This is a genomic window from Virgisporangium aurantiacum (assembly GCF_016863635.1).
Taxonomy (GTDB): Bacteria; Actinomycetota; Actinomycetes; order Mycobacteriales; family Micromonosporaceae; genus Virgisporangium; species Virgisporangium aurantiacum.
Genome location: NZ_BOPG01000013.1, coordinates 47926 through 63622 on the forward strand (window position 1 = coordinate 47926; position 15697 = coordinate 63622).

Genomic DNA, 15697 nt, shown 5'->3' on the forward strand with positions numbered 1-15697 from the left:
ATCCCGGACGCCAGCGCCCGCCATGCGCCGTCCATCTCGGCGGCGTCCACCGGCACCCGGACCCGAGCCTCCGGTGGGCAGCGGGTTCCGATGATCCACGATCCTGTGGCGCAGCTGTCGTTCCGGGCACTGGCCGGCGCCAGTTGGGTCAGTTGGGTACCAAGGATCATCGTGCTGCTCCGCTTGGCCTTCTTCGGCGCTGGGACACCCGACTGGCTGGTTGGGTAGCCAACTGGTCAGTTGAATGCCGTAGTTGGCCAACCGGCTCCCGCACAGTTGGATGTGCGCGTCGGCCAAGTTGGGTGCCGGTTGGGTGCCGCGTCCACGTCGGATGCTGCGTGACGTAGGCCAGTTGGGCCATGCGTTTGCATGAACAGGGCCCACCAGTCGCGACGTCGCGGCCGCTGTTGACGATCCGCTCGGCCTGTCGCAGCTGATCGCTAGCGGCGTCATCGACGTAGTGGCCGGCGACCCGCCGGTGCCGATCACCGTCTGGCAGGTCGCCGACGACGACCCGTACGGCCACCACACCGACGGGTTGACCGGTCGCACCGCCCAACTCCTCATCGGCCTGTACACCCGGGTCGGCGACACCTCAAACTTGGCCACGCTACCGAAGCAGTCACCGACGCCTTCTACATCGAGAAAGCCACGATCGCTCCTGACAACTCCGATCTCCTCCAGGCCTTCCACGCAGGGCACGCTCCTAGTTGATCTCAAGACCCCGAGCAGCGTGGACGGGCTTCGCTCTGACCCCGCGTGATGTGAGGCAACCGAGGACATGCCGACCGGGAGGACCGAGCGACAGTCTCGGCCTCCCGGTCAGCCATGCGAATCGGCGCACGTACAAGCATCACACTGCCTACGCATAGGTTATCTTGCTCCGCAGCGATGACTGGACATCGGATTATTGGACCGAGGCGCCGGACGATGCCCACCCGGGCAGAGCCGCGCTCGCACTACTCACATCGATCAGCTTCGACAAATGAGCCCCCCGTTTACCCCCCGCAATCACTGCCAGGAGAAGACAACCGATGCAAGCAGAACCTCGCCCTCTAGAACGTTTTCGCAGGTCAGACACCATTTCTTGACAGCCATTGAAAGGTGCCGTAGGCCATTGGCTCACCACTGGAGGACGCCGGTTCGAATCCGGCCGGCCCCCACCCCAGGTAGCCCGGGGAGGACGTCGTAACGGTGCAACCGGATCCCGCCGACGTGGCGGCGTGCCTGCGGGTGCTCGCCGTGGCCGCCGAGCGTCCGCACGATCCCGGCCTCGCCGCGGTGACGGCCGCCGTCGACGTCGCCTACCGGGCCGGCAAGAAGCGCCGCAAGGCCGAGCGACTCGTCACGCGGCGCGAACACGACCGGGCGCTGATCGCGACGGCGACACGCTTCCGGGAGGAGATCCCGCCCGTCACGCCGGGAAAGACCACAGTGGACGGTGACCGGACGCTGCGCGGCAGCCGCCGGTGCTACGTCTGCAAGGACCGGTACACGCGACTGGACGCGGAGTACCACATGCTGTGCCCGCCGTGCGCGGTCGAGAACACCACCCGCCGCGCGGCCCGCTGCGACCTCACCGGGCGGCGCGCCGTGGTCACCGGCGGTCGCATAAAGATCGGTTTCCACCTCGCGTTGAAACTGCTGCGGGACGGGGCGTCGGTGCTCGTCACCACGCGCTTCCCCGCCGACGCGGCGCGCCGGTTCGCGGCCGTGCCCGACGCGCCGCACTGGCTCGACCGGCTGTCGGTGCACGGCGTCGACCTCCTCGACCTCGCCGGCGTGGTCGGCCTCGTCGACGCCGTGCGCGAGCGGTGGGACGGTGAACTCGACATCCTGGTGAACAACGCCGCACAGACCATCCGCCGGCCGGCCGGCTACCACCGGGAGGTGCGGGCGGCCGAGCGGGAACCGGTGCGCGGGCTGGCCGCGGCCGTCCGGCGCAGCGGCGACCGCGCGGCGCTGCCGGCCGGAGCCGGCACCGACCTGATGCGGTCGGTCGAAGCAATGTTCCCGCTCGGGCTCCGCGACGAGACCGGTGAGCCGCTCGACCTGCGCGACACCAACAGCTGGGTGCTCCGGGTCGGCGAGGTGAGCCCGGCCGAGTGGCTGGAGACCCACGTGGTCAACGCGTTCGTGCCGTTCCTGCTCACCGGTCAGCTGCGGCCGCACCTCGCGGCGTCGCGGCATCCGGACCGGTACGTGGTGCAGGTGTCGGCCATGGAGGGCAGCTTCAGCCGGCGCATCAAGACGGCGCGCCACCCGCACACCAACATGGCCAAGGCGGGGTTGAACATGCTCACCCGCACCGTCGCCGACGAGTACGCCGCCGAGGGCATCTACATGTCCAGTGTGGACACCGGCTGGGTGACCGACGAGCGCCCGCACCCGGGCAAGACCGCCGAGCGGGAGAACGGGTTCCGGCCGCCGCTCGACGTCGTCGATGGTGCCGCCCGCGTGTACGACCCGATCGTGCGCGGGGTCGGCGGCGCGCCGGTGCACGGCGTGTTCCTCAAGGACTACCGGGAGGTGCGCTGGTGACCGGGACCGAGCCCACGCCGGTCCGCTGCCCCGCGCCGCTGCCGGCGGCGGCGGAGGGCGATTCGGCGACGGAGGGGGACCCGACGACGCTCGATGCGTTGCTGGCGCGGCTCGCCGACGCGGCGCCGCCCACCGCGACCGAGACGTTCCCTCGCGGCACCCTGCAACCCGACGGCCGGCTCGACCTGTGCAAGCAGCACCTGTCCCCGGCCGACGCCCGCCGCGTGATCGGCGCCGCGGTCGGCTCGGCGCACGCCCGGCACCTGCTGCTCGGCACGAACAGTCTCGGCGCGGCAGGCGTCGCGGCGCTCGCCGACCAGCTCACCGCCGGCCACCGGCTGGAGACGCTGTACCTGGGCTGCAACCACGTCGACGCCGGCGGCCTCGCTCCGCTCGCGGAGAAACTGGCCGCCGACCGCACGGTGCGCGCGGTGTGGCTCAAGCGCAACCCGATCGGCGACGAGGGTGCCGCGGTGCTCGCGGACGCGTTGCGGCACAACGGATCCGTGCGCACGCTCGACCTGACCAACACCGGGCTCACGGTCGCCGGCCTGACCCTGCTCGCCGACACGCTGATCGCGCGATCCCGCCCCACGCAACGGTTGTACCTCGGCGGCAACAACCTCGGGCCGGAGTCGGCGGAGGTGCTCGCCCGGCTGCTGCGGGCCGGCGTCGACGAGTTGTACCTGTCCGCCGGCCGGCTCGGCGACGAGGGAACCGCCGTGCTCGCCGCCGCGCTCGTGCCGGGCCGACGGGTCGTGCTCGGGCTGGGCGGCAACGGCATCCGGGTCGACGGCGTGCGCGCCCTCGCCGCCCGGCTGACCGCGCTGGCGTCGCTCGACCTCGCCCGTCCCCGGTCGGCGGTCGCGCTCCGGGCCGCGCCCAACGAGGTCAGCGACGAGGGCGCGGTCGCGCTCGCCGACGCGCTGCCCGGCAGCGGCCTGCGCCGCCTCGACCTGCGCCACACCGGCGTACGAGGCCGCGGCGCCCGCCGCCTGGTCGAGGCCGCGGGTGAGCTGGAACTGCTGGGGCTGGGCAGCGGCGTGCCGCGCCGGATGAAGCGCGCGGCCGCGCGGGTCCTCCGCGAACCCGCGCCGGCGCCGGCGGACGTCCGCGCGATCGCCAGCGTCTACCGATGACGCGCCTGCCGCCGTTCCTGGCCGACGCCGTACCCGGGTGGGTGGCCGCGCGCCGGTTCGGCGTGCCCGCGTCGATGGTCGAGCGGGCGACCGCGCGGCGCCTGGCCGGCGACTGGCGCGGCGCCTGCGAAGCGGCCCGGTTCCGCGTCGAGATCGACCCCGGCCACGTGCGCGACCGGTACGGCGCCGAGGTCGCCGACCGCCTCGCCACCGACCTGCGCCACCTCGCGCCCGACCTGGTCCGCTGGCACCTGCCCCGGGAGCTGGGCGGCGGCATGGGCCGGGTCCTGCCCGACCTGCCCATCGTGCTCGCCCGCTACGGGCCGGCCGTACTGTGGGTGCACACCCAGGCCCAGGCCGAGCGCCCGCACCGCCCGCGGCTGCGGTTCGGCCCGCTCGGCGACGAGGCCGAGGCCGAGGAGCCGGTCGACATCCGCTACCTGTGGGACACCCACCGCACCGCCGACGAGGTGGCGGGCGAACGCTGGGACGACGCCCGCTACCTGTGGGACGCCCGCGCCACCGACGGCCTGCGCCGTCGCCTCGGCGGCGACGACCGCACCGCCTTCCACCACCGCGACGGGCGCCGGCTGACGACGGACGAGCTGCCGACCGGGCACCCCGGCCACGACGACCCGGCCGCGCTGGTCGAGTGGACGACGCTCCTCCTCGACGCCGGGCGCTACCGCGAGGCGTGGGTCGCCGCCGGCATCGGCGCGGACCTCCTCGTCCGCGCGGAGGAGTACCCGCACGTGGCCCAGCCGCTGCTGCCCGAGCGGAACGCGTCGGTGGTCGCGCTCGCCGCCGAGGTGCGGCACCGCAGGGAGGTGTCGGCGCTCGTCAAGGTGCGCTCCTGGGCGGAGGCGGTGTTCATCCAGAGATCGACGGCCATCGTCGCGGTGGGCCGGGACTTCCTCCATTCGGCGACCCGGGTGCCGCGGGTCGCCTGGCAGCGCTTCCCCGATCTGGAACTGCTGCGGTGGGGGCGGATCGCGCCGTCGGCACTGCACCCGCTCGTGCGCACCGCGCTCTTCCCCGACCTCGCCGACACCGGCTACCACCCGGCCGCGGAGGTGGCGCCGCCGGACGCGGTGCGGGTCCGCTGCCGGGGCGCCTGGCACCGCATCGGCTGGCGCGACGGCCGCGTCGACACGGTCGACCACCCGCCCGGAGAGGCCCGACGGGAGCGCACGCTGCGCGCCCTCGGCGGCGCGATGTCACCGTGCTTCACCGTCACCGACGCGTGGCTCGGCGGCGACGCGGCCTCGGCGTGGACGCGGACCGGCCGGCTCCCCCGTGCGCTGCGGACCCTGCGCCGGGACGCCGTGGCGCTGATCGAGCACGGCGACACCGACGCGTTCGTGGCGCTGCTCGACCGGGGACTCGACCCGGCCGGCGTCCGCACCCGCCGCCACCGCACGCCGTTGCACCTGGTCGCCCACCTCGACGCCCCGGGGGTCGACGTCACCGCGCTCGTGCGCCGCCTGCTCGACGCCGGCCTCGACATCGACGCCGACGACTCCTTCGGCCGCACCCCGCTCGGCACGGTGCTGTTCGACGGCGGATCCGCCGGCCTGGTGCGGACCCTGCTCGACGCCGGCGCCGACCCGGGCTGCCTCGACCACCAGGGCTGCTCGCCGCTGCACCTCCTGCGCTCACCCGACGCGGCCACGATCCTGCCCTGGCTGCGCGACGCCGGCCTCGACCTGGAGGCCCGGGACCAGTACGGCCAGACCCCGCTGATGGTGCAGGCGAGCAGCCTCGCCCCGCCGGAGGTGCTGCGGGCGATGCTCGCCGCCGGCGCCGAGCCCTTCGTCGAGGCCGACCTGATCGACGACACCATCGGCGACAAGCTGCACCGGTACCGCTACGACGACGTCAGTTTCGTCCCCCGCGTGGAAGAGAGCGCCGATGGGTGATGCACGGGTCGCGGCAGAAGGAAACGCGCTGACGGACGATCCGTTGGAGCTGGCCGACGCGCTGATCGCGTCGACCCGGCAGACCCGCACCGAGCCGGCCCGCAGCAGCCAGGCGGAGGCGCTGGCGCTGGCCGTCGCGGCCAACCTGCCGGTGCTGCTGTGGGGCGAGCCGGGCGTCGGCAAATCGGCGACGCTGGCCCAGCTCGCCGCCGGCCTCGGCCTGCCGATCGAGACGGTCATCGCCAGCATCCACGAGCCCAGCGACTTCTCCGGGCTGCCCGTCGTCGGCGACGACCCGGCGCGGCAGGGCGTGCCGATGGCCCCGCCCGACTGGGCGGTGCGGATCGCGCGGGCCGGCACCGGCCTGCTGTTCTTCGACGAGCTGTCGTCGGCGCCGCCGGCCGTGCAGGCGGCGCTGCTGCGGGTGGTGCTGGAGCGCCGGGTCGGCAGCCTGCCGCTGCCGGACCGGGTGCGCATCGTCGCCGCGGCGAACCCGCCGGCGAGCGCCGCCGACGGCTGGCACCTGAGCCCGCCGTTGGCGAACCGCTTCGTCCACCTGCACTGGACCCACGACCCGCGGGTGGTGACGCGCGGCCTCGCCGGAACGTGGCCCGCCATCAGCGTCCCGACGATCAGGCCGAGCCGCGCACCGGCCGCGCTCGCCCGGGCCCGCGGCATCGTCGCGGGCTTCCTCACCGCCCGGCCCGGCCTCACCCACCACCTGCCCGCCGACGCGCAGAGCCGGGGCGGTGCGTGGCCGTCGCCACGGACGTGGGAGATGGCGCTGCGGCTGCTCGCGTTCGCCGACGCGTGCGAGGCCGACCGCGAGGCGCTGGCCGCCGCGCTGGCCGGCGCGATCGGCGACGGGCCGGGCATCGAGCTGCTCACGTTCGCCGAGGAACTCGACCTCCCCGACCCGGAGAAGGTGCTGGCCCGCCCCGACGCGTTCGACCTGCCCGAGCGCGGCGACCGGCAACTGGCGTTCCTCACCGCGGTCACCGCCGCGGTGCAGGCCCGGGTCACCCGGCAACGGTGGGAGGCGGGCTGGGCGGTGCTGGCGAAGGCGGTCGAGGCCGGCGTCCCCGACGTCGCTGCCCGGGCCGCCGCCGACCTGGCCGCGCTGCGCGACGCGAACTGGCCGGTGCCGTCGCACGTCGACGCGTTCGTCGACGTGCTGACGTTGTCGGGGGCCCTCGACCGGTGACCCTCGACCGGACGAAGCTGCTCGCCGCGCGGTTGAAGGCGGCGACCGACCGGCCGTACCTCGCGTCGGCCCTGTTCGCGCTGTCGGTGGTCGAGTCGACGGTGGTGCCGACGATGGCCGTCGACCGGCTGTGGCGCTGCTACGTCAACGCCGGTTTCGTCGACGCGACGCCGGTGCCGCAGCTCGCCGGGGTGTGGATCCACGAGGTCGCCCACCTGCTGCGCGACCACCACGGCCGGGCCGGGCGGCTGCCGTCGGACCTCCAGGGCGACCGGTCGCGGGTGAACATCGCCCAGGACTGCGAGATCAACGACGACCTGATCCAGGACGGGCTGGCGCTGCCGGCCGGCGTCCTCACCCCGGGAACGTTCGGGCTGCCGGACGGGCGCCTGTTCGAGCAGTACCTCCCGGACATACCGGAGACTCCGGAGTGCCCGCGGTGCGGGTCCGGCGCGTCCGGCGGCACCGAGCCGTGGGACCTGCCGCCCGGCGAGGGCGGCCGCGTCTCGCCGGCCGAGGCCCAGTCGATCCGCCGCTACACCGCCGACGCCGTCCGCGCGCACCAGCGCGGCCGGGGCACCGTGCCGACCGGCTGGCGGCGGTGGGCCGACGGGATCCTCGAACCGACCGTCGACTGGCGGCAGGTGCTCGCCGGCAGCGTGCGGCAGGCGATCGCGTGGGCGAGCGGCGCGGTCGACTACACGTACCGGCGCCCGTCGCGGCGGTCGGCGGCGCAGGCCGGGGTGGTGCTGCCGAGCATGCGGCGGCCGGCGCCGTCGGTGGCGATCGTCGTCGACACGTCGGGCTCGATGTCCGACGACGACCTGGCCGCCGCGATGGCCGAGGTCGCCGGGGTCCTGCGCGAGGTCGGCGTGCGCGGCAACCGGGTGACGGTGCTGTCGTGCGACGCGGCGGTCGGCGTGGTGCGCCGGGTGGCCCGGGCCGAGGAGCTGGAGCTCGTGGGCAGCGGCGGCACCGACATGCGCGTCGGCATCGCGACGGCGCTCGCACAGCCGACGAAGCCGCACGTGATCGTCGTGCTCACCGACGGCATGACGCCGTGGCCCGACGAGCCGCCGGCCGCCCGGGTGATCGCCGGCCTGATCGGCCCGGACCCGCCGCTGCCTCCGACATGGATCGAGTCGGTGCGGGTCCGGTGAAAGAACACCGAAAGGTCATTGGCAGAGCCGGTCAGTAGCTTGGCTCACGCGGACCCTGAGCCCCGGCGGATCCCCCCGGCAACGCCAGGCTCAGGGTCCATCCGGGTTGAGGCCACGTGAAACGAAGGGATCCCAGCCATGTCGAGAAGGATTGCGGCTCTGCTCGCCGGACTCGCGCTGTCGGGCACACTGACCTGGTCGATCGGACCGCTCGTGCACCAGGGCGACGGATCCGTCACCGCGGGCACCCGGGTGACCGGGGTGTCGACACCGGACGGAACGCGCGTGACGGAAACGCCTGACGGAACGCGGGTGACGGAAACGCCCGACGGAACCCGGGTGACCGGCCAGAACTGGTAACAGCGGTCCGTGCCGCCGCGGTCCGACTGGTGACCGCGGCGGCGTCGTCGGTGGTTCCTCAGCGGTTCCTCAGCGCGGGCCCTGGCGGTCGGTGACGAGCCGCATCGCGGCCAGCAGGTCCTCGGCGGCCGGGGCGCTGTCGGGGTCGGCGAGCCAGGTGGCGGCGGAGCCGACGAGCAGCGCCTGGTAGAGCGCGCCGAGCCGGTCGGCGTCGGCCGGGTCGAGGTCGGGATGCAGCGACCGGAACAGCCCGACCAGCCCCTCCCGCGCCTGCTTGTTGGAGCCGGCGAACTGGGCCCGCAGCGCCGGGTCGCGCCCGAGCTGGGCGACCAGTTCCAACTGGACGGCCCACAGCGGCCCGCTGCTGGCGAACGACTCCAGCACCAGCGTCCACGCCGACGCCAGGTCGGTGGCGCCGCTCAGCGTCTCGGCGAGGCCGGCGCCCCACTCCGCGATCGCGTCCTGCAACGCGGCGGTGAGCAGCGCCTCCTTCGTCCCGAAGTGGTAGCCGATCGCGGCGAGGCTGACGCCCGACGCGGCAGTGACGTCGCGCGCGGTGGTACGGGCGAATCCCTTGTCGAACAGGCACTGCTTCGCGCCGGCGAGCAGATCTTCGCGGTTTCCCATGGCGCCCAGTGTCTCAGACAAATGTCTTGAACAAAAGTCTTGCACAAATGTCTAAGACGTCTGTACCGTTCCGGCCATGACATTGACGAACGCACGGGTCCTCGTCCAGGGCGGCGGCATCGCCGGTACCGCTCTCGCCTACTGGCTGCACCGGGCCGGCGCCCGCCCCACCGTCGTGGAGCGGGCCGACGCGATCCGGGCCGCCGGCTACAAGGTCGACATCCGGGGCGCCGCCCTGACCGTGGTCGAGCGCATGGGCGTCCTCGACCAGCTCCGCGCGCTGCGCACCGACGTGCGCCACGGTTCGGTGGTCGACGCCCGGGGCCGCCGGGTCGCGAGCCTCGACGCCGACACGTTCGGCGGACGCACGCACGGCGACGCCGAGGTGCTGCGCGGCGACCTGAACCGCGTCCTCTTCGAGCTGACCGCCGGCACCGTCGACTACCGCTTCGGCGAGTCGGTGACCGGGCTGGTCGACACCGGCGACGGCGTGAAGGTGACCTTCGCGAGCGGTGCCACCGAGTCGTTCGACCTGGTGATCGGTGCCGACGGCCTCCGGTCGCCGATCCGGGGTCTCGCCTTCGCCGACGCCGACCCCGTCCGCCACCTGAACCACTACGTCTCGATCTTCAGCGTCCCCAACCACCTCGGCCTCGACCGCGAGGAGCTCACCTACGTCGGCCCCGGCCGCACCACGCTCGTCTACAGCACCGCCGGCCAGAGTGACGCGAAGGCCATGTTCCTGTGGGCGTCCGACCCGCTGGAGTACGACCCGCGCGACCGCGCGGCCCAGCAGCGCCTGCTCGCCGACGCGTACGCCGGCGAGGGCTGGGAGGTGCCGACCCTGCTCAAGCACCTGGACCAGGCGAAGGACTTCTACTTCGACGCGCTCGCGCAGGTGCACCTCGACGGATGGTCGCGCGGGCGGGTGGGCCTGGTCGGCGACGCCGCCTACGGGGCGTCACCCGCGTCCGGGCAGGGCACGAGCCTCGCCCTCGTCGGGGCGTACGTGCTGGCCGGAGAGCTGAAAAGCGATCCCACACAAGGCTTCGCCGCCTACGAGCAGAAGATGCGCGAGTTCGTGCGGCGCAACCAGGCCCTCGGCCCGGCCAACGTCAAGCGGATGGTGATGCGCACGGAGCGGCAGGTCCGCATGTCGATGCGGATGCTCTCGATCATGGGGAAGCTGCCCGGCCGCGACCGGATGCTGTCGGCGGTGATGGCGCCGCTCCACAAGGCCGCGAACGCCATCGACCTCCCGAACTACGACGCTTGACGGCTCGCGCTATCGTGGTGATATCACCTTGATACCGAGGTGCTATGCGTAGGGGGCAGGTCATGGAACGTAGAGCCTTCCGGGTCTCCGGGTTCACCGTCGTGCTGGTGCTGCTGGTCCTCGCCGTGGCCGTGGTTCCGCTCGCCATCGCGGGCGGCGAGGCCGTCGCCGCCACCGCGGTCATCGTGTGGTCGCTCCTGTTCGCGGTCGCCGTCAGCGGGTTCGCCGTCATCGGGCCGAACGAGACCCGCGTGGTCCAGTTCTTCGGCCGGTACGTCGGCACGGTCTTCAGCGCCGGCTTCCACTGGACCGTCCCGCTCACCACCAAGCGGCGGGTGTCGCAGCGGGTCAGCAACTTCGAGACGGCCCGGCTGAAGGTCGCCGACGCCGACGGCAACCCGGTCGAGATCGCGGCGGTCGTGGTGTGGCGGGTCGCCGACACGTTCAAGGCGGCGTTCGCCGTCGACGAGTTCCCGCAGTACGTCGCGGTGCAGTCCGAGGCGGCGGTGCGGCACCTCGCCACCAGCTACCCGTACGAGGCGCACGACAGCGGGCGCGCCAGCCTCCGCGAGGGCACGGTGGTCAGCGAGGAACTCACCACCGAACTGCGCGAGCGCTACGAACTGGCCGGCGTCGAGGTGCTCGAGTCCCGGATCACGCACCTCGCGTACGCTCCCGAGATCGCCCACGCGATGCTGGCCCGCCAGCAGGCCAGCGCCGTGGTCGCCGCCCGGTTCAAGATCGTGGAAGGTGCGGTCGGCATGGTGTCGAACGCGCTCGACCGCTTGCGCGAGGAGAGCGTCGTCGAGCTCGACGAGGAGCGCAAGGCGCAAATGGTGTCGAACCTCCTGGTGGTGCTGTGCGGAGACCGGGCGGCCCAGCCGGTCGTCAACACGGGAACCCTCTACGGCTAGGCCATGACCGAGCGGAAGAAGCTCCTGCTCCGGCTCGACCCGGCGGTCTACGACGCGGTCGCCCGGTGGGCCGCCGACGACCTCCGCAGCGTGAACGCCCAGATCGAGTTCGCGCTGCGGCAGGCCCTGAAGTCGGCCGGCCGCAACCCGAAGGGATCCCTGCCCGCCGAGAAGGCCGAGGCGGAGTGATCAGGGCCGCGCTGCGCCCGTCATCTCAAAAACGCGCGGCCTGGCGGGCCGCGACCGCATCGACCGGTTCGGGCGCCGCGGCCCGCAAGGTCAGCCGGACCACCGTGCCGCCGCCCGGGTTGTCGTGCGCGGAGATCGTGCCCCCGTGCCGCTCGACGATGCGGGCGCAGATCGCCAGCCCCAGCCCCGTCCCCGCGTACCCGTCGGCGTGGGCCCGGTGGAAGCTGCCGAAGATCGCGTGGTGCTGACCCGCCGGGATCCCGATCCCGCGGTCGGCCACCTCCACGGTGACCACGCCCGAGGACTCGTGCGCGGTGACGTCGATGCGGGCCGGCCGGCCCGGCGGCGTGTACTTGACCGCGTTGCCGACGAGGTTGTCCAGCACCTGGCGCAGCAGGGCCTGGTCGGCCCGCACCGGCGGCAGCGGCGCCACGTAGATCTGCGGCACCAGCAGGTCCGGATCCACCGACGCGGCCGTGGTGCGGGCGGTGACCACGTCGCCGACCAGGCCGTTCAGGTCCACCGGCTCGACGGTGAGCGGCCGGTCGCCGGCCGCCGTGTAGTCCAGCAGGTCGCTGATCAGCTCGGCCATCCGCCCGGTCGATTCGAGCACGCGGTCGAGGTCGGCGATGTGGTCGGCGGCGTCCGGGTCGGTGGCGAGGTTCGCGGCCAGGGCGTTGCGGACCAGTTCGGTGAAGCCGCGCACGGTGGTCAGCGGCGAGCGCAGGTCGTGGGCGACCACGCCGGCGAACGTCGCGAGTTCGGCCTCCCGCTCGCGGAGTTCGGTGATGTCGAACGAGGAGCCGACCGCGCCGAGGACCCGGCCCGACCCGTCGCGCAGCGGACGGGCGTGCATGACGATGCGCTTCCGCTCGCCGTTCCGCAGCGTGAGCACCGCCTCGGCGCCGTCGACCACCTCGCCGCGGGTGGCCCGCACCAGCGGGGTGTCGTCGTAGGCCATCGGGCGGCCGTCGGGGTGGCTCATGTGCAGCGAGGGCAGGACGTCGGCGATGGTCTTCGCGTCGCCGCTGATCGCGGCGCGGGCGCTGCGGTTGGCGTGCACGATCACGCCGTCCGCGTCGCAGGTGACCACGGTGGTGCCGAGCGTGTCCAGGATCTGCGTCAGGTAGTCCTTCTGCGCCTCGAGGTCGGCCTCGACCGCCTGCCGCTGCTTCAGTTCGTGGCTCAGCTTCTCGGCGGCGGCCTTCAACTCGGCGCCGGCGCGGGCCCGGTCGGTGATGTCACGGAAGACGGCCACCGCGCCCTGCCGCAGGTCGAGGGGGCGGGCGGACACCGACAACACCGTTCCGGCCGGCCGGGCCGGGTTGCGGACGAGCAGGCGCACCTGGTCGACCGCCTCGCCGTGCAGCGCCCGGATGAGCGGCAGTTCCTCGGTCGGGAACGGCTCCGACCCGTCCTCGCGGAAGAGGCCGTACGCCTGCTGCCAGTTCTCCGTGCCGTCGACGTCGGGGACGCCGAGCATCTCCCGGGCGGCCGGGTTGTGCAGCAGGAACCGTCCCTCGGCGTCGACCACCCCGACGCCCTCACCGAGGCTGTTCAGCACCGCGTTCAGGAGGCCGGCCTGCTCCCGGGCCAGCCCTTCCGTGCGGCGCAGGTCCTCGGTTCCCTTCTCGATCACCGCCCGCGCCCGGGCGCCGCGGGTGGCGAGCACCCACACCAGGAACGCCAGCAGTCCGGTCAGCACCAGCCCGCCGCCACCCAGGGCGGGCGGCAGCGCGGACCCGGCGCCCGGCAGCAGGTCGGAGTCGGCGCTCACCTCGAGGTGCCACACCCGGTTGCCGACCCGCACGTCGGCCGTCCGCTTCAGGTCGGGCCGGCCGGCCGCGCGCAGGGCCGCCACGGTCGGGCGGGAGCCGTCGGCGGCCGGCGCGGACAGCGTCACGTTCACCAGTCCCTGCCCGGCCTGTGCCAGCGCCGCGGTGACGAAGTCCTGCCCGCGCAGGCCCATCAGCACCCAGCCGAGGAACGGTCGTCGGCCCTCCGCGTCGGGCGGGCCCTGCACCGGCGCGGTGAGCACGAACGACAGTTGCCGCTGGTCGGGCGGGAGGCCCAGGTCGCGGATCAGGTGGTAGGCGTCGGAGACGGCCGCGGTGTCGGCGCGGCGGGCCTCGTTGAGGGCGGCGGCCGCGGCCGGTGACCGGGTGCCGTCGAGGCCGAGGCCGACCATCGTCGACCCGTCGAGCGGCACGCTGAGCACCACGAACGCGTGCTCGTGGCCGACTCCCGCGGGCTGCAGCCGGAGATCGCCCGACCCACGCGACCGCCACAGCCGTTCGACCGTCGGGATCTCCTCGTCGGTCGCCGGCACCAGCAGCCCGACCGAGGTGGCGCCGGGCAGGCGTCGCTTGTGCAACGGCGCCGTCATCTGCGCGAACCGGGTCGTGGTGAGGGTGTCGGTCGCGCCGACGGCCGCGGCCAGGGTGCTCACGGCGTCGAGGTACCGGCCGGTCGCGGCGGTCACCGCCTCGACCACCAGGGCCGTGCGCCGATCCATCGCGGCCGCCGCGGAGCGGTTGCGGGCCGCTTCCAGAACAACCCAAGCGGTGACGGAGAGCAGCACACCGATCACGGCGACGAGTGCCGTGATCAGGCCGGGACGGCTGCGCCACAGCCGATCGGGGCGCACCTTCACGCCCAGATCATGAATGATTTGCGTCTTTTTTGCTGTTAAACGGGCTAAACGGAACCGATCGGCTGAGGTGTCCGGACTCTCGGTAGGACCAGCCTTCCCACCCGCTCCGCCTCCTCCACGTGCGGCCAGCCCGACAGGATGAACTCGTCGACGCCCGCCGCGGCGTACTCCCCGATCCGCTCGGCGACCTCGTCGGGCCCGCCGACCAGGGCCGTTCCCGCGCCCTCGCGCACCAGGCCGATCCCCGCCCACAGGTTCGGCGCGATCTCCAGCCCGTCTGTCTTGTCGTGCAGGGCGGTCATGCGCGCCTGGCCGACGGAGTCCATCCGCGCGAAGCGCTCCTGCGCGGCCGCGATCCGGGCCGGTTCCATGCCCGCGAGCAGGCGGGCCGCGTGCTCCCACGCCGCGTCGGCGTCCGCGCGGACGATCACGTGCACCCGCAGCCCGAACCGCAGCGTGCGGCCGTGCCCGGCGGCGCGGGCGCGCATCCGGTCGACCCGCTCGGCGATCGCGGCCACCGGCTCGCCCCACATCAGGTAGACGTCGGCCGTCCGCGCCGCGACCGCCTCGGCCGCCGGCGACGCGCCACCGAAGTAGACGGGCGGCGCCGGGTCGAGCGGATCGTGCAGGCCGCCGGCCGCGACCCGGTAGTGGTCGCCGGCGAAGTCGAAGGGGCCCTGCATGGCGCTGCGGAGCACGTCGAGGTACTCCGCCGTGCGGGCGTAGCGCTCGTCGTGGTCGAGGAAGTCGCCGTAGGCGCGCTGCTCGGCCGGGTCTCCCCCGGTGACGACGTTGAGCGCGAGCCGGTTGCCGGCGATCGCCTGGAACGTCTGCGCCTGCTGGGCCACCAGGGTGGGCAGCGTGAAGCCGGCCCGCACCGCCACCAGGAAGTTTATTTTCCGGGCGTACTGGGCGACGGCGGCGCACAGCAGCCACGGGTCCGGACAGCCCGCGCCCACCGGCGTGAGCGCGCCGGTGAACCCGGCCCTCTCCGCGGTCATCGCCACCCGGGCCAGGTAGCCCACCGTGGCCGCCCGCTCGTGCGCCGCCGCGCCGGCCCGCACGGTGGCGGCGCCGACCCCGTGCCCGTCACCGGACGTGGGCAGGAACCAGTGGAAGGTCGTTGTCATGTCCGTCACCCCTCGGAGGCACTCGCCCAATACCCTATATTACCGATAGGATATAGGAGTGGTCCTCGAAGCCCCGGCAGTGTTCCCCCACTTCACGCACCCCGTGCCGACCAACGGGTCGCGAACCGTGGACCTGACCGTGCGCCTGGTGATCACCGGCGACCCGGCGGCGTTCGTCGAGGCGCTGCGGGAGTTCGTGGAGCGGGTCAGCCCCGGCCCGACGCACCACCCTCTCCCGGAAGGCCCCGGGGTACGGATCCGCGCCAGGGAGCGCACGGTCCTGAGTGGCGACCACCGCGTCGACCTGACCCGCCGCGAGTTCGACCTGCTCCTCCACCTGGCCAAGCACCCCCGGCAGGTCTTCACGCGGGCCCAGCTGCTCCGCGCCATCTGGGGCGACGCCCTCTCCGGCGACCGCACGGTCGACGTCCACGTCGCCCGCCTCCGCCGCAAACTGGCGATGCCGCTGCTGGAAACCGTCCGCGGCGTCGGCTACCGCCTCTCCCCAGGTGCCGACCTCCACCTCCTCCCGTAGCCGCTTCCCCGCTCGCCGCCGCCCCCGCTTGACGGGCTACACGGGTGTGT

The 15697-nt window shown here is 73.6% G+C and carries 14 protein-coding genes; 11 read left to right on the forward strand and 3 right to left on the reverse strand.

Features of this window, described 5'->3' with window-relative positions:
* Positions 1–460: 460 nt before the first annotated feature.
* The 7 genes from Vau01_RS12530 to Vau01_RS12560 all read left to right on the forward strand — a co-directional run bounded on the left by Vau01_RS12530 (position 461) and on the right by Vau01_RS12560 (position 8323).
* Positions 461–763, forward strand: coding sequence for a hypothetical protein (locus Vau01_RS12530; RefSeq protein WP_203991184.1), 303 nt, complete (start codon positions 461–463; stop codon positions 761–763).
* Positions 764–1194: 431 nt separating this feature from the next.
* A complete protein-coding gene (locus Vau01_RS12535; protein ID WP_203991187.1) occupies positions 1195–2541 on the forward strand; it encodes an SDR family NAD(P)-dependent oxidoreductase in 1347 nt (448 codons plus the stop codon).
* Positions 2538–3680, forward strand: coding sequence for a leucine-rich repeat domain-containing protein (locus Vau01_RS12540; protein WP_203991190.1), 1143 nt, complete (start codon positions 2538–2540; stop codon positions 3678–3680). Before Vau01_RS12535 ends, Vau01_RS12540 begins: the two co-directional genes overlap by 4 nt.
* On the forward strand, positions 3677–5599 hold the full coding sequence (locus Vau01_RS12545) for an ankyrin repeat domain-containing protein (protein ID WP_203991193.1): 1923 nt from the start codon (positions 3677–3679) through the stop codon (positions 5597–5599). The genes Vau01_RS12540 and Vau01_RS12545 overlap by 4 nt, the downstream gene beginning before the upstream one ends.
* Positions 5592–6803 carry a sigma 54-interacting transcriptional regulator gene (locus tag Vau01_RS12550; RefSeq protein ID WP_203991196.1) on the forward strand — a complete coding sequence of 404 codons (1212 nt, stop codon included), beginning with the start codon at positions 5592–5594 and terminating at the stop codon, positions 6801–6803. The genes Vau01_RS12545 and Vau01_RS12550 overlap by 8 nt, the downstream gene beginning before the upstream one ends.
* Positions 6800–7963 carry a vWA domain-containing protein gene (locus tag Vau01_RS12555; protein WP_203991198.1) on the forward strand — a complete coding sequence of 388 codons (1164 nt, stop codon included), beginning with the start codon at positions 6800–6802 and terminating at the stop codon, positions 7961–7963. The genes Vau01_RS12550 and Vau01_RS12555 overlap by 4 nt, the downstream gene beginning before the upstream one ends.
* Positions 7964–8101: 138 nt before the next feature.
* On the forward strand, positions 8102–8323 hold the full coding sequence (locus Vau01_RS12560; protein WP_203991201.1) for a hypothetical protein: 222 nt from the start codon (positions 8102–8104) through the stop codon (positions 8321–8323).
* A 69-nt stretch (positions 8324–8392) separates the two neighbouring features.
* Here the strand turns inward: Vau01_RS12560 and Vau01_RS12565 are convergent, their stop codons facing one another.
* A complete protein-coding gene (locus Vau01_RS12565; protein WP_203991203.1) occupies positions 8393–8950 on the reverse strand; it encodes a TetR/AcrR family transcriptional regulator in 558 nt (185 codons plus the stop codon).
* Between the two features lie 76 nt (positions 8951–9026).
* On the opposite strand from Vau01_RS12565, the gene Vau01_RS12570 reads away from it, so the two are divergent.
* The 3 genes from Vau01_RS12570 to Vau01_RS12580 all read left to right on the forward strand — a co-directional run bounded on the left by Vau01_RS12570 (position 9027) and on the right by Vau01_RS12580 (position 11329).
* Positions 9027–10226, forward strand: a complete 1200-nt coding sequence (locus Vau01_RS12570; RefSeq protein ID WP_203991205.1) for an FAD-dependent monooxygenase — start codon at positions 9027–9029, stop codon at positions 10224–10226.
* A gap of 62 nt (positions 10227–10288) precedes the next feature.
* Entirely contained in the window at positions 10289–11140 is an 852-nt protein-coding gene (locus Vau01_RS12575) for an SPFH domain-containing protein (RefSeq protein WP_203991207.1), read from the forward strand.
* 3 nt (positions 11141–11143) lie between these two features.
* Entirely contained in the window at positions 11144–11329 is a 186-nt protein-coding gene (locus Vau01_RS12580) for a type II toxin-antitoxin system antitoxin (RefSeq protein ID WP_203991209.1), read from the forward strand.
* A gap of 25 nt (positions 11330–11354) precedes the next feature.
* Here the strand turns inward: Vau01_RS12580 and Vau01_RS12585 are convergent, their stop codons facing one another.
* Positions 11355–13982, reverse strand: a complete 2628-nt coding sequence (locus tag Vau01_RS12585) for an ATP-binding protein (RefSeq protein WP_203991211.1) — start codon at positions 13980–13982, stop codon at positions 11355–11357.
* 44 nt (positions 13983–14026) lie between these two features.
* Entirely contained in the window at positions 14027–15112 is a 1086-nt protein-coding gene (locus Vau01_RS12590) for an LLM class flavin-dependent oxidoreductase (protein WP_203991213.1), read from the reverse strand.
* Between the two features lie 58 nt (positions 15113–15170).
* Here Vau01_RS12590 and Vau01_RS12595 point away from each other — a divergent pair, with 58 nt between their 5' ends.
* Positions 15171–15647 carry a winged helix-turn-helix domain-containing protein gene (locus Vau01_RS12595; protein ID WP_239151538.1) on the forward strand — a complete coding sequence of 159 codons (477 nt, stop codon included), beginning with the start codon at positions 15171–15173 and terminating at the stop codon, positions 15645–15647.
* Positions 15648–15697: the final 50 nt, after the last annotated feature.